This is a genomic window from Paenibacillus sp. FSL W8-0426, assembly GCF_037969725.1.
Taxonomy (GTDB): domain Bacteria; phylum Bacillota; class Bacilli; order Paenibacillales; family Paenibacillaceae; genus Paenibacillus; species Paenibacillus hubeiensis.
On sequence record NZ_CP150203.1, the window covers coordinates 3,735,295 to 3,756,432 of the forward strand.

Below are 21,138 nucleotides of genomic sequence, written 5' to 3' on the forward strand. Positions count from 1 at the left end.
TTCTGAAGTGAATTTTGTAATAAAATAGTATTAAAAATCCCCTTGCTGAATCCGATATAATATAAGTCTTTTATACTGTATTAAGGGGATATTTATGAAAACACGTAAACTGGCTGCAGCATCCATCCTTTCAACGACTCTTTTGCTGGGAGTTTTAGCATCCCCAATTGCAGCGTCTTCATCATCCCTCACGGATATTCCAAACAATTATGCCAAAAACGCCATCATCGAATTGGCAGACGCAGGGATAATGAACGGGACCGGCAACGGAAAATTCAATCCATCCGGCAACATTACAAGACAAGATTTTGCAATCGTATTATCCAAAGCATTAAATCTTGATTTAAGTATAGCCTCATCGCAATCAACAACCTTCTCGGATGTACCTGCAAGCTCCTATGCATTTGCTGCCGTTGAAGCAGCGTATAAAGCAGGATTAATTCAAGGTGTCGGCAACGGAAAATTTGCTGGTACCGAACCACTCACGCGCGAACAGATGGCAGTCATTTTTGTGAATGCTTTAAACGTTGATACAACCGGCAAGGGTTCAAAACTTGAATTTTCCGATTCTTCATTTATTTCAGACTGGGCTAAAGAATATGTGGCAGTTGCCATCGAAATGAAATTAATGGAAGGAAACAAAGATGGGAGTTTTAATCCTTCAGGAAGTGCAAAGCGCCAGGATGTAGCTTTGGTTACTTCTAAATTTCTCACGAAAAAAACCGAGTTAGATCAAGAACAAGCAGAAGAAGCAACGACCAAACCTGAGCCGGAACAAAAGCCAGAGCAGGAGCCTGTGAAAGATCCCGTCAAGCCTGTACAGCAACAACCATCGACGCCTGTATCAAGCTCAACTCCTGAGCCAGCTTCTCCATCGGTGCCTGATCGTGACCCATCGCCAACACCATCTCCCGCACCAACTCCAAATCCAGAGCCAAATCCGAATCCAGAATCACCAATTAATGCGGCTCCTGTAGCTAAAGATTTGCGTTTTATGTTTGAAGAGGAAACCGAAAAGTTGGTTGTTGGTCAAAAGGTCACTATCGGCTTTACCTATGATGATGCAGAAGATGACCAACAACAATCTGTGAATTATGCTTGGTATCGCTCAGCGAATAGTGAGGGAAGGGAAAAAGTATTAATTCCTGATGCCAATAGTAGTTCCTACACTTTTACTTCAGATGATGTTGATCATTATATCAGCGTTGAGGTAACACCGATTGCTGCTACAGGAACCACGACCGGGGTAACAAGTTATAAGGTTTTAGAACAGGTCGTAATGGAGCCACCGACTGAAGAAGCGCCTCTCACAGTGGACGCAAGCAAATTTTCAGTCATTGATAATTACTCGAATGAGGTTGACCGAATCATCGGGCAGGCATCTGCAGTAAGCCGTGCAAATGCATGGGTGTATATCTACCCATGGGATGACAAAAATGGAAATAATGTTGTTGACGACGGTGAATTGGGATCAGGATATTTCAAGGGAACAAGTCAAAGCGACGGCTCATTAACTGGCGATCTCGGATACCTTGAACCGGGTGACTATACCTTTGTAATAACTGCCATGTATACTGGAACACAATACGAGTCTGCAAAGAGTGCCGAAAATGCATTTAAATTTACTTTGACTAAAGGCGTACAGACTCCTACGATTGGCAGCGACCTTTTTCTTTTTGGAAATTATGAGTCACGAGCAGCGTTCAACTCAGGGGATAGCGGTGTAAACCTGGACTTCTATTACCAGACTAATGATGATTTCAACAATGGTACTTTAGAAGTAACTGTCGAAGGAATTACGTTTGCAGAAGGTGATGAATACTCTATAAGTAACGAAACTCTTAATGATGTACCATTGATCACTCGAATAGCTCCCGAGCAAATCAGTGATGACGGCAAAACACTTACTATATCCGGAATAAACGGTAAATACACTTTGGTGTCCTTCTATTTGAATAATAAGGATATACCAGAGCAAGGCAGCTACAATATAAATGTTAAAGCAGACGCTGACGGAACAGAATCCAGCAAATCTCCAGCTCCAGACCAATACATTACATTCGTTTCAGAACCAATTTTTGAATATTAAAATCCTGTTAGCCACCTCTTTGGGTCGTATGAACGATCATAGAGGTGGCTCTTTTTTGTTATGGAACTTTAAGATGCTGCTTACCTTTAGCCCGTTCCTGCTGCTACCGATTATTTTAGTGTAATGTCCAAAGAAATAATGAACTCCCCTGTTCTTGTCTTACGAAAAAACGCACACTGCAAAAGTGTGCGCTTGCATTTCCACCCTATGATCCCATCGGGTTCCGTTCAATATAGACGTGATATCGTTCGTGAAACACACTCGCCAGCGGAATGAACAACAAATCCTTCAAAGTGTATCGGAAAGCAAACCCATGCTGCCCAATCTCCTTGGTGAAACTTCTCATCAGGTCATCTTCGTGCAATTGAAGCTGCAAATAGTCATTTGCATCAGAGAGCGCAGCCAAAATGTACGGTCCATACGCAAGAGATGCCAGTTCTTCCCGATCCGGCGCCGTTTCCAGGCGGAGCCTGCAGTCGAAAAAGAGCTTGATCTCGTCTCCATCCTGCCAATCCCGACTGATGCAGATATATCCTGTAGGGTCATCGGCCATGTTGGCAGGCTTGCCGTTGATCTCCATGCGGCATTCCGGTCCGGCCCAGTATGGACGGCGAATCTTCAATGCAAAATCCCCCGTTCCCTCCATCCGCAGCGCCGCTTTTCCGGGATCTTGCGGCTCCACGTCCAGCGTCAGCTTCATCTGCCGTTCCCGCCAATGGAGGGTTGAAGGAACCAGCAGGTTCACATACAGCGCAGATTTATCGTAATGATAAATAGCTTCGGCATATTTAAAATGATTCTCCAAGCCCGTGCCATGGCAGCAAGTATTCCCCGTCACGTCAAAAGACTTTGTCCCGCCGGGTGCCAGCGGCATGAAATACGTGCTGCCTCCCGTCGGCTGATGATCGCATGAGGCCAAAATGTGATTAAACATCGTACGCTCGTAATAATCCATATATTCCGCTGCCGGATGATACGCAAACAATTCCTTCGTCAGTTTCAGCATATTGTACGAGGCGCAGGTTTCTGCGGTTTTTTCGCTGAGAAATTCTCCAATTTTGCCTGGCTGCCGGAACATTTCGCCTTCTCCCGTGCCGCCAATCGAATAGATATGCGCACCCGTGACGGCCTGCCAAAAAAAGCGGGACATGTCGTAATACGCCTTCTCCCCGGTTGCCTGGAATATTTTCAGGGAGCCGATCACCTGGGGGATATGCTGGTTGGCGTGGAGGCCGCCGAGGGCATCTATACCCGCGCGCAGCGGAACGAACAAGCGGTCGTTGTCAAACAGGTTCGCCGCCGCCAGATGTTCAGACTTGCGCGTGATGGAGTACAGCTCGGCAAGCGATTCGTTCATCCCGCCGAATTCGCCGGCGATGTACATGCCCCACATCGTTTTGAGCACGCGGTTTGGAAGCCGGTTCAAACGGCGGTATACCCAATCGCCAAGCTGATCGGCGATCTTCAGCGCCGTATGGATTCCCAAAAGGCGATAACAATCGAGCAATCCGGCAAAAATTTTGTGCAGGGTATAGTAAGGAGCCCATATTTCCGGATACCGGGTAAACTTCTCCAACAGGTCAAACTGCTCCTCGGAGTAACCGCTGAGGAAGCCGGCATCAAATCCAGGCTGACCAGCAAAAGCATGCTGGCACTCTTCCAGCGAAGCGATCATATACTCCGCCTTCCGCTTGATGTCCTCATCTCCCGAAGCTGCGTAGCACAACGCCAGCGCAGACAGATAATGTCCGGTCGTATGTCCCCTCAGCAAGCACCCTGGCGAATCCCAACCGGTCATTTCCGGAGCATCGCGCGTATCCAGTCCGGCAGCGGCTCGGAAATTATACAGCATCTGATCGTCATTGACCTTTTTCAAGAAGGCAAGGCTCCTGTCCTGAGCCGCTTTAAAGGCGGTTCCTTCCTTCAGCGCCACCGCCACAGCGGGAAAGCCATGCACGGCAGGAATTGTGTCCATCGTTTCCCGATCCTGCCCGGCTGCCGCCCAAACCTCGGCGCTTACCGGAATGGCCGTGTCTTTAAGGACACCTTTAACCATGATGGGACCGGGCTCATCCATCGTATATTCCTCTCCCGGTTCCCAATCCACGGCATGGGAAATGATCTCCCCCTCGGCCGTTTCGACCACGGCCACCGCCGGCAAATAAAATGGTTTCCCCACATCCGCTTTCAGGCGTATCGGATAAATCCGAGACACGCGAATTCGATTCTCTTCCTCCAAAATGGTCACGTTGTAGACTTTTTCCTTGCTGCAGCCGCCGTATCGAAACGTTGCCCGCAGCGGAACCGTGCGTGTGCCTATGCCATATTTCGGCCGATTTACCGTGCCGTCGTCCTGGAGAAAACGGGAGTCTCCCGATATCCAGCTGATTTTCGAGCCGTTTTTGCCTTCCCGGGGCAAACGGAGATCAAATTCCACCGTGGCCAGATTGCCCAAATACAGCGCCTCCATATCCTGGATTACGATGCGTTCCTCCTCTTTAACCGAACCCATATCATGCCCCCCCTATTCGCTTGTGGTACGTCCGACCGTTAACCTGGAGATGGGACGGACGTTCCGATCACCTTCCACTGTTGAATGCCTGTGGATGTCGTTTCCTTGGCCTTCATGGTAAGGCGGATTTTCGTCGTCGTCACCGGATCGAAGGAGGTCACGTTATACTGATCCGGAAGCACGCCATATGCAGAAGGATCAGGCACCTCCACCCAATCGGTTCCCGTCCAATACTGGATGTAAAACGATGCCGGCAGATCGATCCCATCATTGTCGTCAAACCAGTAAACCTCGCTTGAGGAGAGGGTGAACGGTCGGTCGAAGTCATACTGCACCCACTGCTCGCTCCCGCGGGTATCCCAGTTTCCGTAGACCGGATGCCCCCTGTCCGCCGAGCTTGTCGGCTCGTATTCGTCATTCAGCCCCGCCAGGCTTTCCCAAGGCGAGACGTAGGAGGCTGAGACGGTTCCTTCGATCGCCACGTTCGGATTTGCGGGATCCGGCGGTTCAACAACCGGCGGCGATGGTTTATCCGCGGCTAGAGCGGCGATCTCTTCACCAACCAGCGCACGCGAATAGAGCTTGATTTCATCGAGGCTGCCGGCAAAATAATGTCCGTCCGTCCCGGACTTTCCGATATACTTGTTCACTCCGTTCAGCAGGGAACGAATACGTCCTGGATTCATTTCCGAGGTCCTGGCCTGTTCTACCCCATCCAGGTACAGAACTGCCGTGTTTCGGGATAGGGTGACCGCCGCATGATGCCATTGTCCGGATGTCAAGCCGCTGCCGGCAACGCTCACGGCTCCTGTCCCTTGCGGGCCCGGTGCTGTGAAGCGTAACGTACCGCCGGCTTCGATGGTTAGGTCCGCCGACGTGCCTGCGGCTGAAACAAATTCGAAAATGCGCGCGCTGGCTGTGTTGATATCCGAATTGTCAGAGGATGCACCGTCCGGACTCGGACCCCCGTTAACGTTTACCCAGGCGGAGAATGTAAAGTCCCGGGTTCCTTTCAGCATCGTATCGGGTAGCTTCATGTAGCTTGACGAGCCGTTCAGGCCCAACCCTCCGCCTCTTGCGCCGTCCGTGCGCGAAGCATGGTAAACGGCGGCATCATGGCCCGCACCGGAATAATCAAGGGCGATACCGGAATCCCCGGCCTCTTCTTCATCAAACAAGTAATTCCCTGCCAGCTCTCCCTGACCGACGTTTAACGTGAATTCCTTTTGCACCGGGGCGCTCTTTTCGTCATAATCCCGAAGCTGTACCGTAAATGTGTAGCTGCCCTTGGCTTTGCCGGATACCTTGCCGGCGATCGTACCTGTAAAGCGGTCCAGCGTCAGCCCCTCCGGCAGCGATCCCCCTGTGATATTCCAATCATAGAAAGGAACTCCGCCTTCGGCCTGCAGCTTCAGTTCATATTGCTGTCCTGTCTTTGCATTGGGAACCGGAACGTTTTTAATCGACGGGCTAAGAAAAGGTGTCAGGGAACGATTCAATTTCCAGCCCGCTTGTTCCGCAATCAACAGCGTCAGTTTGGTCAGCATCCAGCGCTTGTTGTGAAAGAGATGAGTACGGCCGCCGTTCTGGCCGCTGATCCGGTCCCAGTATTGCGGTTCCCCGGGAATATGATAGGTGTCATCCAGCGGGACCGGGACCCCTTGGTAGGCAACGATATTATCCGCCGTTCCTCCGCTGCGCTTATAAGCAGCCATGCCTCTCCAACTATGGGAAAACGCAAGCGCATGCCCGAATTCGTGCATGATGAGTCCGTACACGTCCGTAGATGTGTCGGACATCTCCGTCAGGTACCACTGCTCATCATCCAGCGAGGTAAACGGCGTTGCGGTATCGTAAAAGTCCAAAATGGTGAGAAGCGACCGGTGAATTCGGTCAGGGACCGTCACGCCGTTGCGTTTATGATATTTCCCGTTGTCGGACGCTCCGCCGGTCGAATAAGGGCCGTTGAGCCCTCTAAGATAGATCCACATCCCGTTGTAAGGCTCATCATTGGTCACGGAGTCATGACCGTCAAAGTTATCCTTTGGCAGCCGGGTGACTTCCGAATTCGCCGGGACGGTATCAAAGGGCTCCATATCAAAGAAGTAGAACCAATCCTTGATCGCCTGTTCGCTGGCCTCTCGGATCGCGGGATCGCTGAAATAGGGCTGGATCGTATCGTATCTGTAATCAAATTTCAGCGGCAAGCTCGGCTCTCTGGCATCATCCTGGTCCCATACGCGAATCGGGGTGGTTTGTTTTCGGACAGCGCCATTGGCATCCGTGACCGCGAGCTCCAGCGTGTAATGTTCGATCTCCCCATTGCCTCCGATTCGGTCGGGATGGATTTCGAGCAGAAAGGGCTTGCTTTCGCCGGCATTTTGGAACGTTAACGTCTTTGCCGCCCCGGTTGCGCTCAGCGTGCTCGGACGGTCCATCATCAGGCGGGAAGTGCCTTTGGCTTTAATATCGATCGTCAACGGATAGGCGGCGTCCTCGGGCGGAACCACGTTCAGTTTCACGTAAGGATTGGCGATGTATCCCTGCCAATCTACCAGCTCAACGCCGTAATCGTTAAGCGTTCTGCCAAAAATGTCAATGATCTTCGCCTCTTCGCCGGTGGATTCCGCCTCCGCCGGCTCGGCCGCGGCCGGGAATGCAAATAAGGACACCAGCAGCGAAAAGCTAAGCACCATGGATAACCACCTTTTCATACTCATGCCTCCTTATTCCATGTCTTATATAATCGGTCTCTGGCGCCCGAAATACCTGAATGAAATTGGATCAAAGCAGCGGCGCGAATCCGGCGAACATGCTCCATCGCTTCAAGCAGGTTACGTTCCCGGTCCTTCCCCGGTGCTCCGGCATCGCGGCAAATGGCGGCCGCCGCGACTCTTCCCTGGGCCATAGCCACCTGCGCGCTTTCGATACCCGTTATGTTTCCGGCGACGTACAAACCCTCGACCGGCGTCTGCATATCCTCATTGTGCAGCGGAACATGACCACCGAGTTCCTCTGCATACACCAATGGACATCCGGCCACCGCGGCCAATTCGGCGAGCGGGGATAAACCTCCGGCAAGAGCCACAAAATCGACGTTTTCCTCCCGTTCGCTGCCCGGAATGATTTCACCTGTCCCGGTTACATCCGCCAGCGTCACGGATTCCACATGATGTTCGCCATTGATCGAAATCGCGGAAGTGCGCAGCCGTAAAGGGATATCCCATATTTTCAGCCCGCGCCGCGGAAAAAAGCGGGATATTGCACCAGCCATCCCCAGGCGGGCGCCCAGCTTTCCCCCGATCCTCATCAGCGGAGACGGGGCCAAATGAGCAAGGCCCAGCAGACGTTTCACTGCTTCTTTAGGCACATCTTCCTTGCCGAATACCGAATTTTGTTCTGGCAGCACGATTCCGGCGAGCGAAATTCCGCTGACGGACAGCTCGCGGGCAATCGCCATGGCGAGCACATTCACGCCGATGATCAGCCCGCGACGGCCCGGCTTCACAAAGTGTACATTGGTCATTACCTGGGCGGCTCCGATCGACATGACCCCTGGCAGCATCCAGCCCGGCGTCGGCTGGGGAATTTCGGCGGCGCCGGTGGCGAGGAGAACCCTTGCAGCCGTGAACGACGCGCCTCCGGCTCTCACGACCCAGCAACGTTCATGCCGAAACATGCCGTGAACGGAAACGCCGCAGCGGATATCCACTCCCAGCACGCGGCATTGTTCGATCAACTGCTCCGCAGCCTGCCTTCCAACCCACCACTTCCCCTTTTCCTCGTGGAACTGTCCCAGCATGCGCCCGCCGGGCTGCGGGAATTCATCCAGCACAGCTACGCTCAAGCCATGCCCGGCCGCCACTGCGGCGGCCGATAAGCCCGCCGGGCCGGCTCCGACGATCAACAGATCGAATGACGTCGCCGGGGTCATGGCAGCTTCCTCCCCGTAATTTCATTGGACAGCTGCCGCCCTTCGGAAATGCGCATCCCCTCTTCAAGCGGGGTTAGACAGGAGCGCACCTGCCCCTTGCCTTCCACGGTCAGCCGGCATTCCATGCAGTGGCCGATGGCGCAATACAGGCCGCGGACCGCACCGGACTCCTCATGCCTGCGCAGCCTGCGAATCCCCGAGGCCAGCAGGGCAGCCGCAATCGGCTCGCCCTGAAGTCCGGTCAGCGTCCTGCCGCCAAACATAAAGCTGACCGGTTCCCTGCCTCGTTCCCACCGGCCCAATATCGGATGATTCGTAATCCGTTCCATCACAATTCACCATTGGCCAACTGGCCGAAGGTCACGGGCCGCACCGGAGGACGATGGGACAGGAGCTCCGGGTCTCGGGGTGACTCCGGATTTTGGGCATGCACCCAGGTCTCGAGGAGATGTCTGCATACCCTGCCCTGACAAGCTCCCATGGCGGCCCGCGTTTTCATTTTTAGCTGCCTCGAAGTATGGCATCCTGACCCGTAGGCAGTCTCCAATTGAGCGAGGGTTACTTCTTCGCATCGGCAAATGATCATGGAAGGGCGTTTCATAGGAAACCTCCTATCAATAAGAAATGGCGCACGTCTTAAGCTCGGTGAAAAAATCCAGTCCAGCCTGGCCCTGTTCGCGCGAATGGGAGCTTGACAGCTTCATGCCGCCAAACGGGGACTGATACTCGACACCCGCGGTTTCCTGATTGACACGGACCATTCCGGCCCGAGCCTCGTCCAGGAACCGATGGGCAGCCGATAAATTTCGGGTAAACAGCGAAGCGCTCAGCCCATAAATCGATTGATTGCACAAAGCTACCGCTTCGTCAAAGTCGGCCGCTTTCAGCACCGCGGCGACGGGGCCGAATATTTCCTCCTGGATCAGTGGGTGACCTGCGCTTACGCCGGCGGCTACGATCGGCCGAATATAATACCCCTCTGAATCTCCGGAGACAGGCGGGCCCTGCGCCAGAATATCCGCTTGTTCGTTCGCCATATGCACATAGGACATGACGGTTTCATACTGTCCTGCGGAAGCCACGGGACCGAGGTAAGCCTCGCTGTCCAATGCCGGGGCCAGCTTGATGTTGGACATGGCATGCGACAATTCCCTGACAAACGAATCGTAGATGCCTGACTCCACGATAATCCGGCTTGTTGCCGTGCATTTTTGCCCCGCCGATCGAAACGCGCCGCTGACAATGAGCGGCACAGCCGTTTCAAGATCCGCGTCGTTTAATACGACGGCAGCATTTTTGCCGCCCATTTCGGTCTGATATTTGATATTGCGCCTGGCGCACATTTGAGCAATGCCAAGTCCTGTGGACGTGGAGCCGGTAAAACTCACGGCGTCCAAAGGCGTTTCCTCCAGCAGCGCCTTGCCGATCCGGCTGCCCTTGCCGATAACCAGATTGATGACGCCGGGCGGAAGCCCAGCTGCTTCAAACAGTTCCGCCAGCCTGGTCGCGGTCAGCGATGCAAGCTCGGCCGGCTTCCATACGACCGTGTTTCCGCAAATCAGCGCGGGCGCTATTTTCCAGATCGGAATGGCCACGGGGAAGTTCCAGGGCGTAATGATGCCCGCCACACCGAGAGAAACCTTCCTGGTGAATTGCAGCACATTCCGCTCACTCGAAGGGATGACCGCACCGTTCGCCCGCAGGCCCTCGGCGGCGTAATAACGCAGCAGATTCACCCCCCGCCTTACTTCCCCGTGCATTTCGGCAATCGGTTTCCCCATCTCCAGGCTTGAGAGAAGGGCGACGTCATCCGAGGCCGACTCCAGCAGATCCGCCATCCGTTCCAAATGACCGGCTCTGGCGGGGCCGCTCAAGCCAGACCAAGAGCCGTAAGCTATTCGCGCCGCCTGCTCCGCCTGAACGACCTGCGACGAATCCGATAAATGCAGCACCCCTACCTGCTCTTTGGTATTGGATGGGCTGAATACGGCGCACTCTCCCGCCGTCGGCTCGATCCATTCTCCCCCGATCCAGTTGCGGCTGTTTTTCATTGGCGTTCCTCCTTTTGCAGAGCTCATCATTCAGCTGATCCCCCAAGTCCAGTGATCATGGCTGGCTCCATTCGCGCTTCACGGCAAACTCAAATGCTTCCTTAATGGCGGCATACTCGGCTTCCGGGAGAGGAAGGCGGGGTGGACGCGTCGGTCCTGCCGAAAATCCGGCCAGTTCCATCATATATTTGATCGATTGCACGAGCTGCGGACTGGCATCGAAGTGAAACAGCGGGAGAAGATGGCGATATAGATCGGTTGCCTCCTGAACTTTTCCTTGTCTCGCCAGATTAAACAGCTCCACGCCTTCCTTGGGCAGGGCATTCGGCACGCCCGAAATCCAGCCCGTTGCTCCGCACAACGCACCTTCCATGGCTAAATCGTCAACGCCGATCATCACTTCCAGATCGGTATGGGCCAAAATAGCGTGCACGCGGCGGATATCCCCGGAGAATTCCTTCACGGCCACGACATGTTCAAGTCCGGAAAGCCTGGAAAGCAGCTCTGGCGTCAAATCGACTTTGTAATCATGCGGGTTGTTGTAAACGATGATCGGTAACCCCACTTCATTCAGTGCTTCATAATGAGCGACGACCTCAGACTCGAGCGGCTTGTAATTGATCGGCGGCAAGGCCATCACGCCGGCGGCTCCCGCATCCCTGGCGTGCCGTACCCAATCTACAGCCTGCTTGGTGGAAGGCGCCGCGGAGCCGACGACCACCGGCACTCGTCCTGCCGCGGCTTCGATGACCGTCTCTACCACCTTGGCCCGCTCCTCCTGCGTCAAAGTTGCATATTCGCCCAATGATCCGGCTGGAATCAAACCGTTCACGCCCTGTAAGATGAGCGTATCGCAAAGCTCGGCAAGACGCTGGTAATCGACCTCGTAATCCGCTGTAAACGGTGTGACAAGCGCGACATAGACCCCTTCAAATGTTGGCATATTGATATTTCTCCCCTCAGTGTTATCCAGCCTGCATCGTACTCGATTCAGTACAGAACAAAGCCTTCCGGCAGCGGGTCCGACGGATCGAGCAAAAAGTTCATAAAGCCCAGAATGTGAGCAGTTCCGGTAAGGCTGGGAATGACGGCATGATACCCGTGAGTTTCCGTTTCACTCGCGATGCTTCCTACGATTTGGGCGCCAGTGATGCCTTCATATATAACCTGCTGCCCGGGCTCCAGCGGACAGCGGGCATGCAGAACCGCCATGTGGGCGCAGGCGGCGGCCCCTCCGGGCGACCGATCAAGCTGCTCTCCGGCCAATGCAGCCGCACAGCGATATGCGAGCCGGTTCGGGTGTCCGTCATCGCCCGTTGCATCGTGCCTTTGATAAAAAAAGACGCCGTGAATTCCGGTTATCCAGTCCAATTGCGGATGCCTTACCTCAAGCTGCCGCTCGATCTCCTCCCGGATCAGCCTGCCCCATTCCCGCAGCTTCGGAAGCGCAAAAACATCACCGGTTTCCCACATCGACGTATCGACGACAGCATAAAACTCACCGCCAAAGGCGACATCGACCCTTGCCTCCATGCCTTGAACCTTCACCGCAAGCTGCTCGGCATACACGAAGCTTGGGACATTCCAAAAAGAAACCGAGCGGACCTCATGCCCGTTGCAGTCGGCAAATGCCTTGACCGTTCCGGCAGGGCAATCGATCAGAATGCCTTTGGCCGCTTCCGAAGGAGACAGCTGTCCCGTCGACGTCCATGCCGCGACGGCGGCGATGATTCCGTGGCCGCTAATGGCCGAAAGGCCCGCCTGGTTCAGGAATAACAGCCCGAAGCTTGCTTCCTCCGTCGTTGGTGCCGTCACAATCGCCCCCGTCATCTCGCGGTGTCCACGCGGTTCAGCGAGCAGCAGCTTTCGGACGGAATCGAAATGTCGTTTGAAAAATAAAGACTTCTCATACTGGGAGGAGCCGCTGATCTGCGGCAGCCCCCCGGTGATGATCCGCAGCGGCTGACCGCAGGAATGCGTATCGAGCGCCGCATACCATTTCGTTGTTTCCATAGCTGGCCTCCGATTAACTTCGTTAGAGCAGGAAGAATCCCTTACTCAACGGGTCTTGGTCCTGGTAAACAAATTGATGAAAGCCCGTAATCCACGCCGAACCGGATATTTCGGGAATGACTGCCGTCAATCCGCCCACGGTCGTTTCCTCCAACACTTTGGCCCGGAACATGGAGCCCACGATGCTTTCATGCACAAACTCCTCTCCCTTTTGCAGTTCCCCCTTGGCGTAAAGAACAGCAACCTTCGCCGAAGTCCCCGTGCCGCAGGGAGAGCGGTCAATGCCGCCGGGGGGCACAACAACCGTATTCCGGCAGCTGGCCGACGGCGATACGGGATCACTATAGAACTCGATATGGGTGAGTCCGCGAATGACGGGAAATTCGGGATGTACCACCTCGATTTCACGATTGACCGCCTCCCGGATCTTGATCGCCAGCCCGACGATTTCCGAACCCCGGCCGGGAACGAGCGGCAGACGAAGCGGACGCGCATCCACAAGCCCGTAAAAATTGCCCCCGTACGCAATATCCACGGAAATGACGCCAATGCCCTCCACGCGAACCCGTACATCCGACTGGTATAAAAAGGAGGCGATGTTGGTGAACGAAACCTTTTTCACCTTTCCGTTCTCCACCGTAAGCTTTGCTTTCACCATACCCGCCGGCGTATCCAAATGGATGACGTCCTTGCTTCCCGGGTAAATTCCTCCCTCGATCAACGCGGTGCATAAACCGATGGTGTCGTGTCCGCACATCGGCAAATATCCGCCGCTTTCAATGAAGACAACCCCGATGTCTGCCTCTTTATTGCATGGCGGGGTCAAAATGCAGCCTGACATGACTTCGTGCCCCCGCGGCTCCAGCATCAGGGCCCGGCGAAAATCGTCGTAATGCTCGGACATGTACACCATCTTCTCGGTCATTGTGCAGCCGATCAGCTCGGGTGCTCCGCTTGTTACGGTCCGGGTGGGGTTTCCCCCCGTGTGCGTGTCGATGGTGGTCACCAGCTTGGATATTTTCAAAAGACTACCTCCTGTCTGCCCGCCTCTCGGCGGAAACGGTCATAACGCAGCGGATCAACCGGAATGCAGGTCGGGACTCCTTTCAGCATTTCGCTCATGACCTTTCCCGTAACGGCCGCGAGGCTGATGCCATCGCCTTCGTGCCCTGCCGCGACATAGAATCCGGGAATTTCATCAACAGCAGATACGATGGGCAAATGATCCGGCGTCCAAGGGCGCAGCCCCGCGTAGGTTCGAAGCAGCGGAACCTGTTTCAGGACAGGAAAAAATCGAATCGCCCTTTCAGCGATAAGCTGGATGACCTCCTGATCCACCCGGGCGTCCATCCCCGCAAATTGGCGGCTCGAGCCAATCAGGAAATTTTGCGAAGCAGTCGGTTCGAATACGAGCGCGATCCCGTATTGTTCAAATTTCGGTTCCACGCTGCGTTTTCCGCCAAACTTGCTCATCAGGTAACCGAATTCCATCACCTTTCGCTTCCCGATGCTCTCCCAGCGGGAAGCGACCAGAATGTGACCCTTGCGGGGTTCGATCGGAATATCCAGTCCGACCATTTGTCCAATATGCTTCGACCATACCCCTGCAGCATTGATGACGGTCCGGGTATGAATCGTGCCGGCGGCAGTCTCCACTCCGCGTATTCTCCGCTTTGCATCAAGCAAAATCGCCGTAACGGGCATATGGTTCCGCAGCCTGGCTCCGTACCGTCGGGCGGCAGATGCCAGCGAATAGGCGAGCAGCACCGGATTCACCGTCGAATCCGTGGCACACTCCAAGCCGCCGGGCAGATCTTCGGCCAGTGCCGGCCATTCGCTGCGGAGATCTTTTTGGTCGAGCATGCGGAACGGAAGGCCGGCCTCACGCTGGCGTATAACCCAGTTTTCGGCGGCAAGCATCTCCTCTTCCGTCTCGCAGACCAGAATGCTGCCCGGGGCGCGGTATTCGAATTCCTCACCCAGCTCCCGAGCCCATTCCGCCACCAGCTCCTGCGATTTTAAGGACATCTGGCTGTCAAAGCCGGGGTCCTTGTCAATCGCAAGAATATTGCCGTCGCATTTGGAAGAGGTTCCTCCGGCGAGCTCCCCTCGCTCCACCACAATCACGTCCATACCTTGCTTCGCTGCATAATAAGCAATGGACAGGCCGATAATGCCTCCGCCGATGACAACAACTTCCGCAGATTCCGCATTCATGAATCGCTCCCCTGCCTCCCCTCTTACAACACAATCAGTTCTTTATTCGATGTTGTCAGCACTTCAATGCCCGTATCGGTAATCAGAATGTCGTCTTCGATGCGGACGCCTCCAAAATCAGGAAGATAGATGCCGGGCTCAACCGTCATAATCATGCCAGGCTCCAGCCGATCCTCCGTTTGTTTGGAAAACCGCATAAGCTCGTGAATCTCCAAACCAAAGGCGTGACCAAGGCCATGGCCGAAATACTCCCCGTACCCGCGGCGGGAAATATACTCCCTGGCCAACGCGTCGCCCTCCTTCCCGGTCATGCCCGGTTTCAGTCCCTCCAGAACGGATTTGTTAGCGTCCAACACGATCCCGTATATTTCCCGATGGCGTTCGGTCGGTTTGCCGATAAAAACCGTGCGCGTCAAATCGGAACAGTATCCATCGTAATTCGCGCCGAAATCCAGGGTCACGAATTCATTCATGCCCAGCGGCTTGTCGCTGGCCAATCCGTGCGGAAGCGCCGAGCGCGCACCGGAAGCGACGATGGTCGGATACGCCGACGACACCGCGCCTTTTTTACGCATGAAATATTCCAGCTCCGTCGCCACCTCCCTTTCGGTCACGCCCGGCTTCATTACGCCCAGAATAAACGCAAAAGCCTGTTCCGTAATTTCGATCGCCTTGCGGATACAACGCTGTTCCTCCTCGTCCTTGATGCCGCGCAGCTTTTCGATGACATTCCCGGTTGGCGCCAGCTCGATCCCTGCAAACGTCCGCTCGTACGCTTCATAGTCGGCAAAAGGAACATGATGTTTTTCAAACCCCATTTTCTTGACGCCGGCAGTACTCAGTTTTTCACGGATGAATTCAAGAGGCTCGCCCCCATGCTGCACCACTTCAAATTCCATGGCTTGCTGCTCCGCTTGGCGAACATAACGAAAATCGGTCACCAGCCATGCCTGCTCCTGTGTAATTACGGCCCAACCGGCGGTGCCCGTAAAACCGGTAACGTATCTCCGGTTAAACGGACTGGAAATCAACAGTGCATCCAGTTCCTGCCGCGCAATTGCTTCTCTTGCCTTGCCGAGTCGCCGAGCTTTCATATTGGATCACGCTCCTTCCGTATTGTGACAAAGCGAATGTATACAGTCTCTTCAGCATGTAACGAAATTGGGTTGAATTTTCTTCAACCATGTTGAATCATAGGGATGCCGACTCTTGAATTACCCCTTCATTCCGGTCAACGTAATCCCTTCGATAAAATAACGCTGGCCTATGAAAAAAACGACGATAACCGGTAAAATAACGACGGTCGAGGCCGCCATCAAAAGGTGCCACTGCGCGCTGTGAAGCGACTGGAACATTTGCAGGCCCAGCGCCAGCGTGAACTTTCTCTCCTCATTCAAGTACACCAGCGGTCCCATGAAGTCGTTCCAGGAATTCATAAAGGAGAACAATCCGATCACGATCAGAGGCGGTTTGGACAAAGGAATGATGATCCGGGTGAAAATGGTCCACGGGCCTGCACCATCCACATATGCAGCTTCGTCCATATCTTTCGGTATCGTGGAATAAAACTGCCGGAGCAAAAAGATATCAAAGGCCGAGCCAAACCATACCGGCAGAATCAGCGGGACATACGTATTGATCAGGTCGGCAAACCTCCACCCGATAAACGTAGGAATCAAGGTGACGGCGCCGGGAAGCATCATGCTGGCCAGCAGCAGGCCGAAGAAGAGCCGTCTTCCCGGCCATTCCAGCCTGGCGTAGCTGTAAGCTCCAATCGAACTGCTGAAGAGTGCTCCAAACAGACAGCTGATCGTAATGATCAGTGTGTTGCGGAAAAACAGGAAAAAGTCGATGGTGGTTAGCGCCTCCACATAGTTTTGAAGCTGAAAGGGCGAAGGAATCCACTTCGGCGGCATCTCGAAAATTTGCAGCGAATTCATCATGGAACTGCGTACCAGCCAAAACAGGGGCAGCAAGCAGAAGGCAGCTCCCGCAATGAGGATCGAGTAAACGATAATCTGCTGAATACGGCGGCTTTTCTTCACAGGGAGCTACACCTCGCTTTCATAGAATACCCAGGATTTCGACGTGCGGAAGAATATGACCGTGACCAAAAGCACGATGATGAACAGAATCCACGCAATGGCGGATGCTTGCCCCATTTCCCCGAACTGAAAGGCCTGCCGATAAATATAGTAGTTATAAAACAGGCTGGCATTGTTGGGCCCTCCCTGCGTCATAATCAGCGCCTCGGTAAATACCTGGAAGGCTCCGATCGATCCCATGATCAGGTTAAAGAAGATAATTGGCGTCATCATGGGAATCGTAATATGCCGGAATTTCCGGAATGCGCCGGCACCGTCCACAATGGCCGCCTCATACAAGGATCGCGGCACCCCTTGCAAGCCTGCAAGGAAAATGATGATGGTGCTCCCCATCCCCCAAAGGCTCATCATCACAATCGAAGGCACCACCGTTTGTTCGGAATACAACCAGTCGAGCGTAGGCAGATTCAGTGCTTCAAGAAAGCTGTTGAACAGTCCCAGATCAGGACTAAACAGCCAGAGCCAGATCATGGAAGAGGCGACCGCAGGCACGATGGACGGCAAATAAAAGATCGTGCGAAAGACGGATTTGCCGCGAATGAACTGCATGTTCAGCAAAAAAGCAGCCATAAAGGAGAACACAAGGCCAAGCGGAACACGGAGAATGACGTATTTCAAGGTGACCCACAACGAATTGTAGAAATAGGGATCCGTCCCGTCAAAGAGCCGAATATAATTGGCGAATCCGATAAATTTAGGCGTGTTGACGATCCGGTAATCCGTAAAGCTGAGCAGCAAACTGGCGAGCATCGGCAGCATGACAAACAACATCAGTCCCACAATGCTGGGTAGGGCGAACAGGATGCCCGCCATGGCGATCCGGCGTTTGTGCTGAATATGAATCCCCCCTATCTTCAATGAATACCGTCAAAGTCATGGACAGACCGCGGTTTGCTGCTTCCGCCGAAAAGGATCACCTTCCGTAATAACCCTCGATCAGCGGCACAACTTTGGGCTCCACCCCTTTTAGCGCCTCTTCCGCTTTTTGTTTGCCCGTCCATACCAAGTCAAGTGCCGGCGTGACGAGCGCGTTGATTTTGTCCAGATTCTTTACTTCAAAGCCGGGCGTGCGGATTCCGTTTTCAATGGTTTGTTTCATAAAAGCCTCCGTGTAGCCTTCCGGGTGCGCTTTGTTCCCCGCCGCCCATTTGTTGATCAGTTCGGGATTCGTGTACCACTCCTTCTTCAGCGGCATCCATAATCCGCCCTCGATCAACGGCAGTACCGATTCGGGATCGGTCATATATTTATACAGCAGCCAAGCTTCTTCCGGATGTTTGGTTGATTTGAAAATGACCGTTGGTGCACCGTCCAGCAGCGTGTTGCTTTCCTTCAGCTTCGGCAGGACTCCGACGCCGAGATTAAAATCCTGTTCCGCAAAGGCTTGAAGCGCCCAGTTGCCGGATACCGTCATGGCGACCTTTTTCGTCTGAAGCGCCGTATCCGGCATGTTTTTGGCCTGCAGCGGCGTAGGGGAAACATGGTGCACATACATCAGGTCCGCAAGCTTTTGAATCGCCTCAATCGCTTCCGGCTGGGCCAGCCCGAAGCCTTTACCGTCTTCGGTCAGGAAGTTCCCGCCGTTGGATACCACCGCCGCCATCATGTTGTACGGATCATACTGAAGGCCGAACTGCCTAATTTTATCCGGGTTGAAATTCGGGTCCAACGCATTTCTTCCCTGATCATCGAGCGTTAATTTTTTGGCATACTCCACAAATGTGTCCCAATCCCATGCTTTGTCTGCATCCGTTGGAGGCAGCTCGACTCCCGCTTCCAGCAGCAAATCCTTGTTGTACATAAGACCATACCCTTCAACAGCGGTACTCGTCCCGATGATGTTGCCAGGAGCAATTTCATACCATATCTGATCCAGGTAATCGTCCTTGTTGAAATCGGGATCGTTTTCCATGAGCGGGGTGAGGTTCAGCAGCTTCCCGTCACGTCCCCAGCTCAGAGCGGCCCCCGATGACAGGTAACCGAGATCCGGTGCAACGTTGCCTGCAACCATCGTCGTCAATTTGGTCAAATAATCCGCTGGAACATGCATCGGTTCGACCTGGATCCCGGTTTCCTGTTCAAAACGCTCAAGCGCCTCCGTAACTGTTTTCTTTTCAATGGTGTCTCCCCAAAAGGAAAATTTAAGTGTGACGGGCTCCTCTTGACCGTTCTGGCCGCCTTGGGCTTCAGGAGCATTTCCGGTATCCGAGCAGCCCGCCAGCAGCAAGCTGATCGCCAGAGCAGACGATAATATCGCTCCTGTGAGACGTTTGGCTATGTTCATCTGCGAAACCTCCATTCATTGGCTGATGGTTTGTATATTTATTGTAAAAAAAATCCGTCGCCCAAAAAATTCGAACATATTTGTATAGGTGGAGTATTTTCACATGTTTGATGCCGGCAGGTTGATTTGTACCCTAGTGCCCTGTCCCTCAACTGAAGTCAGGGTGACGCCATAGCCGTCCCCATAGATGAGTTTGATTCTTTTGTCCACATTCCGGATGCCGATGGATTCGCCTGCACGCTTACCCAACTCTTCCAATTTGCTCGGAGCGATGCCCGTGCCGTTATCCTCGACCGTGAAAAAACGTTCGCGTCCGGTCACCCATCCCCGGATGACGATCTCTCCCCCGCTATGCAAACGGGAAAATCCGTGAACGATCGCGTTTTCGACAAACGGCTGCAGGAACAGCTTGGGCACTTGGTATGCATACAGCTCGGGGGCAATGTCATAGCTGACGGTAAACCGGTCTTCGAAACGCTGATTGGTAATGAAAATATAATGCTTCAGCCAGTTCAGGTCGTCGGCCAAATCGCCGGTGTCCTGGCTGTTCCGGGTCGTATACTGCAGCATGGAGGATAAACTGACGATCATGCGGCTCAGCTCGGTCTGGTTGTTTTCAAGCGCCGTCCAATTCATGATGTTCAGCGTGTTGTACATAAAATGGGGATTCAGCTGAATGTTCAGCGACATGATCTCGGTCTCTTTTTCCCGCAGCTTGACTTTGTAATTCTCTTCGATCAAATTGTTGATTTTGACATTCATTTGATTGAATTTGTGGATTAACAGTCCCATCTCGTTATAGGATTCAACGGGAATTCGCGTATCGAACTCGCCTTCACCCGTTTTTTTGATGGCTTGCAGCAGCTGATGAATGGGCTTGGTAATGGAATTGGCAAAAATATACGCGAGCAGGAGTGAAAGAAGCAGGAGGATCACGGCCAAGTAAAAGGTGTAGGATTTGATCTCCGGCAAAAAAGCCGACACCATCGCTTCGGGCGATATGGTGATCCCCGAGATCCATCCCGTCACCCCAGACGTATCAAAACAAATGATAAGCGGCTTTCCATCCTGCGTCACATTCAAGGTTCCGCTTTTCCTCTCCGTCATTTCATCCAGCCAAGCGGGATCGATGGCAGCCGTTTCCTGCTCCATGGATGTGCCCGCCACTGGCTGCCCTTCCGGGCTGATCACAAAAAAAGAAGCTCCGGCGGACGGGAGCGTGTCGGCGAAGCGGGAATGGTACATTTCCGGCCGATACACAACGGCCAGCACGGGAAGCTCGGCCTTGCCCTGCAGTTCGGCGACTTCGCCATTATTGATATTGAACAGCTTCAGCAAACGGACGCCAGCCAGAAGGCGAACATATTCGGGAGGCTTGGAACGGCGGATATTCTGCTGAAACATGTGATCAAACGAAAAGGTAGGTACCCACTCCATCGCCCCGTCCCCCCGTAAAGCTGCTTGGTATAATGCCGTTTGGTTGAAGCTGCTATACGGAATAAAAGGAGAGGCGCCCGTGGAGCCAATATTGGAATAACTGGTTATGAGATGGATGGAATACATCTGTCCCAGGTCCGTAAAGTACGTGTTTAACGTCCGGCTGACCTTTTTCTCCATCGAGATCATGCTGTATTCGTCATCAGGGTTTGCATGCAGGTACTGCTCATACAACGTTTGGTCCGCGATCATGGCCAGGCTGCTTTCTTCTACCCGCGCGAGTTCGGCGTCCATGATTTCATTGTTTTGTTTAACGATGGAATACCAATTTTGCTTGGCAAATTCGGAGACGAAATCCCTGCTTGAATGAAAATACATCCAGCTCAGGATGCTGAGGGGGAGCGAAACGATGAGTGCATAAGTCAGGAAAAGCTTGGACCTGTAGGTGAGATCTTTAAAACGCGGCAATGGGCAACGTCCTCTCAAATGGCATCCC

Annotated in this window: 16 protein-coding genes; 1 reads left to right on the forward strand and 15 read right to left on the reverse strand. The window is 53.6% G+C overall.

Annotated features, from left to right (window positions below; all coding sequences use genetic code 11):
- The first annotated feature begins 94 nt into the window (after positions 1–94).
- On the forward strand, positions 95–2,089 hold the full coding sequence (locus MKY59_RS16690) for an S-layer homology domain-containing protein (RefSeq protein WP_339272468.1): 1,995 nt from the start codon (positions 95–97) through the stop codon (positions 2,087–2,089).
- A gap of 205 nt (positions 2,090–2,294) precedes the next feature.
- Here MKY59_RS16690 and MKY59_RS16695 read toward each other — a convergent pair whose 3' ends face one another.
- From MKY59_RS16695 to MKY59_RS16765, 15 genes are all read right to left on the reverse strand, one after another.
- The gene (locus MKY59_RS16695; RefSeq protein ID WP_339272470.1) at positions 2,295–4,601 is read right to left on the reverse strand and encodes a beta-L-arabinofuranosidase domain-containing protein; all 2,307 of its coding nucleotides are present in this window, start codon (positions 4,599–4,601) and stop codon (positions 2,295–2,297) included.
- 38 nt (positions 4,602–4,639) lie between these two features.
- On the reverse strand, positions 4,640–7,315 hold the full coding sequence (locus MKY59_RS16700; protein WP_339272472.1) for a LamG-like jellyroll fold domain-containing protein: 2,676 nt from the start codon (positions 7,313–7,315) through the stop codon (positions 4,640–4,642).
- Positions 7,316–7,317: 2 nt separating this feature from the next.
- A complete protein-coding gene (locus MKY59_RS16705; protein ID WP_339272474.1) occupies positions 7,318–8,535 on the reverse strand; it encodes an FAD-dependent oxidoreductase in 1,218 nt (405 codons plus the stop codon).
- Positions 8,532–8,870, reverse strand: a complete 339-nt coding sequence (locus tag MKY59_RS16710; protein ID WP_339278416.1) for a (2Fe-2S)-binding protein — start codon at positions 8,868–8,870, stop codon at positions 8,532–8,534. The genes MKY59_RS16705 and MKY59_RS16710 overlap by 4 nt, the downstream gene beginning before the upstream one ends.
- Positions 8,864–9,136, reverse strand: coding sequence for a (2Fe-2S)-binding protein (locus MKY59_RS16715; RefSeq protein ID WP_236412573.1), 273 nt, complete (start codon positions 9,134–9,136; stop codon positions 8,864–8,866). The genes MKY59_RS16710 and MKY59_RS16715 overlap by 7 nt, the downstream gene beginning before the upstream one ends.
- Positions 9,137–9,149: 13 nt before the next feature.
- On the reverse strand, positions 9,150–10,586 hold the full coding sequence (locus MKY59_RS16720; protein WP_339272476.1) for an aldehyde dehydrogenase family protein: 1,437 nt from the start codon (positions 10,584–10,586) through the stop codon (positions 9,150–9,152).
- Positions 10,587–10,641: 55 nt separating this feature from the next.
- On the reverse strand, positions 10,642–11,529 hold the full coding sequence (locus MKY59_RS16725; RefSeq protein ID WP_339272478.1) for a dihydrodipicolinate synthase family protein: 888 nt from the start codon (positions 11,527–11,529) through the stop codon (positions 10,642–10,644).
- 47 nt (positions 11,530–11,576) lie between these two features.
- Positions 11,577–12,599 carry a proline racemase family protein gene (locus tag MKY59_RS16730; protein WP_339272480.1) on the reverse strand — a complete coding sequence of 341 codons (1,023 nt, stop codon included), beginning with the start codon at positions 12,597–12,599 and terminating at the stop codon, positions 11,577–11,579.
- A gap of 22 nt (positions 12,600–12,621) precedes the next feature.
- Positions 12,622–13,623 (reverse strand): proline racemase family protein, encoded by a 1,002-nt coding sequence (locus tag MKY59_RS16735; protein ID WP_339272482.1) that lies wholly within the window; start codon positions 13,621–13,623, stop codon positions 12,622–12,624.
- Complete coding sequence (locus MKY59_RS16740; RefSeq protein WP_339272484.1) at positions 13,620–14,816, reverse strand: FAD-dependent oxidoreductase; 1,197 nt, start codon at positions 14,814–14,816, stop codon at positions 13,620–13,622. Before MKY59_RS16740 ends, MKY59_RS16735 begins: the two co-directional genes overlap by 4 nt.
- A 23-nt stretch (positions 14,817–14,839) precedes the next feature.
- Positions 14,840–15,910 (reverse strand): Xaa-Pro peptidase family protein, encoded by a 1,071-nt coding sequence (locus MKY59_RS16745; protein WP_339272486.1) that lies wholly within the window; start codon positions 15,908–15,910, stop codon positions 14,840–14,842.
- Between the two features lie 120 nt (positions 15,911–16,030).
- On the reverse strand, positions 16,031–16,861 hold the full coding sequence (locus MKY59_RS16750) for a carbohydrate ABC transporter permease (RefSeq protein ID WP_339272488.1): 831 nt from the start codon (positions 16,859–16,861) through the stop codon (positions 16,031–16,033).
- 6 nt (positions 16,862–16,867) lie between these two features.
- The gene (locus MKY59_RS16755) at positions 16,868–17,692 is read right to left on the reverse strand and encodes a sugar ABC transporter permease (RefSeq protein WP_339278417.1); all 825 of its coding nucleotides are present in this window, start codon (positions 17,690–17,692) and stop codon (positions 16,868–16,870) included.
- A 142-nt stretch (positions 17,693–17,834) separates the two neighbouring features.
- Entirely contained in the window at positions 17,835–19,205 is a 1,371-nt protein-coding gene (locus tag MKY59_RS16760; protein WP_339272490.1) for a sugar ABC transporter substrate-binding protein, read from the reverse strand.
- A 99-nt stretch (positions 19,206–19,304) separates the two neighbouring features.
- Positions 19,305–21,110, reverse strand: coding sequence for a sensor histidine kinase (locus MKY59_RS16765; RefSeq protein ID WP_339272492.1), 1,806 nt, complete (start codon positions 21,108–21,110; stop codon positions 19,305–19,307).
- Positions 21,111–21,138 lie beyond the last annotated feature (28 nt).

Coding starts and splice junctions, on each gene's coding strand:
- MKY59_RS16705 (WP_339272474.1), bottom strand. CDS start 8,535: ATGACCCCGGCGACGTCATTCGATCTGTTGATCGTCGGAGCCGGCCCG.
- MKY59_RS16730 (WP_339272480.1), bottom strand. CDS start 12,599: ATGGAAACAACGAAATGGTATGCGGCGCTCGATACGCATTCCTGCGGT.
- MKY59_RS16690 (WP_339272468.1), top strand. CDS start 95: ATGAAAACACGTAAACTGGCTGCAGCATCCATCCTTTCAACGACTCTT.
- MKY59_RS16715 (WP_236412573.1), bottom strand. CDS start 9,136: ATGAAACGCCCTTCCATGATCATTTGCCGATGCGAAGAAGTAACCCTC.
- MKY59_RS16695 (WP_339272470.1), bottom strand. CDS start 4,601: ATGGGTTCGGTTAAAGAGGAGGAACGCATCGTAATCCAGGATATGGAG.
- MKY59_RS16725 (WP_339272478.1), bottom strand. CDS start 11,529: ATGCCAACATTTGAAGGGGTCTATGTCGCGCTTGTCACACCGTTTACA.
- MKY59_RS16740 (WP_339272484.1), bottom strand. CDS start 14,816: ATGAATGCGGAATCTGCGGAAGTTGTTGTCATCGGCGGAGGCATTATC.
- MKY59_RS16755 (WP_339278417.1), bottom strand. CDS start 17,692: ATGTTGTTTGTCATGCTGCCGATGCTCGCCAGTTTGCTGCTCAGCTTT.
- MKY59_RS16745 (WP_339272486.1), bottom strand. CDS start 15,910: ATGAAAGCTCGGCGACTCGGCAAGGCAAGAGAAGCAATTGCGCGGCAG.
- MKY59_RS16720 (WP_339272476.1), bottom strand. CDS start 10,586: ATGAAAAACAGCCGCAACTGGATCGGGGGAGAATGGATCGAGCCGACG.
- MKY59_RS16760 (WP_339272490.1), bottom strand. CDS start 19,205: ATGAACATAGCCAAACGTCTCACAGGAGCGATATTATCGTCTGCTCTG.
- MKY59_RS16700 (WP_339272472.1), bottom strand. CDS start 7,315: ATGAAAAGGTGGTTATCCATGGTGCTTAGCTTTTCGCTGCTGGTGTCC.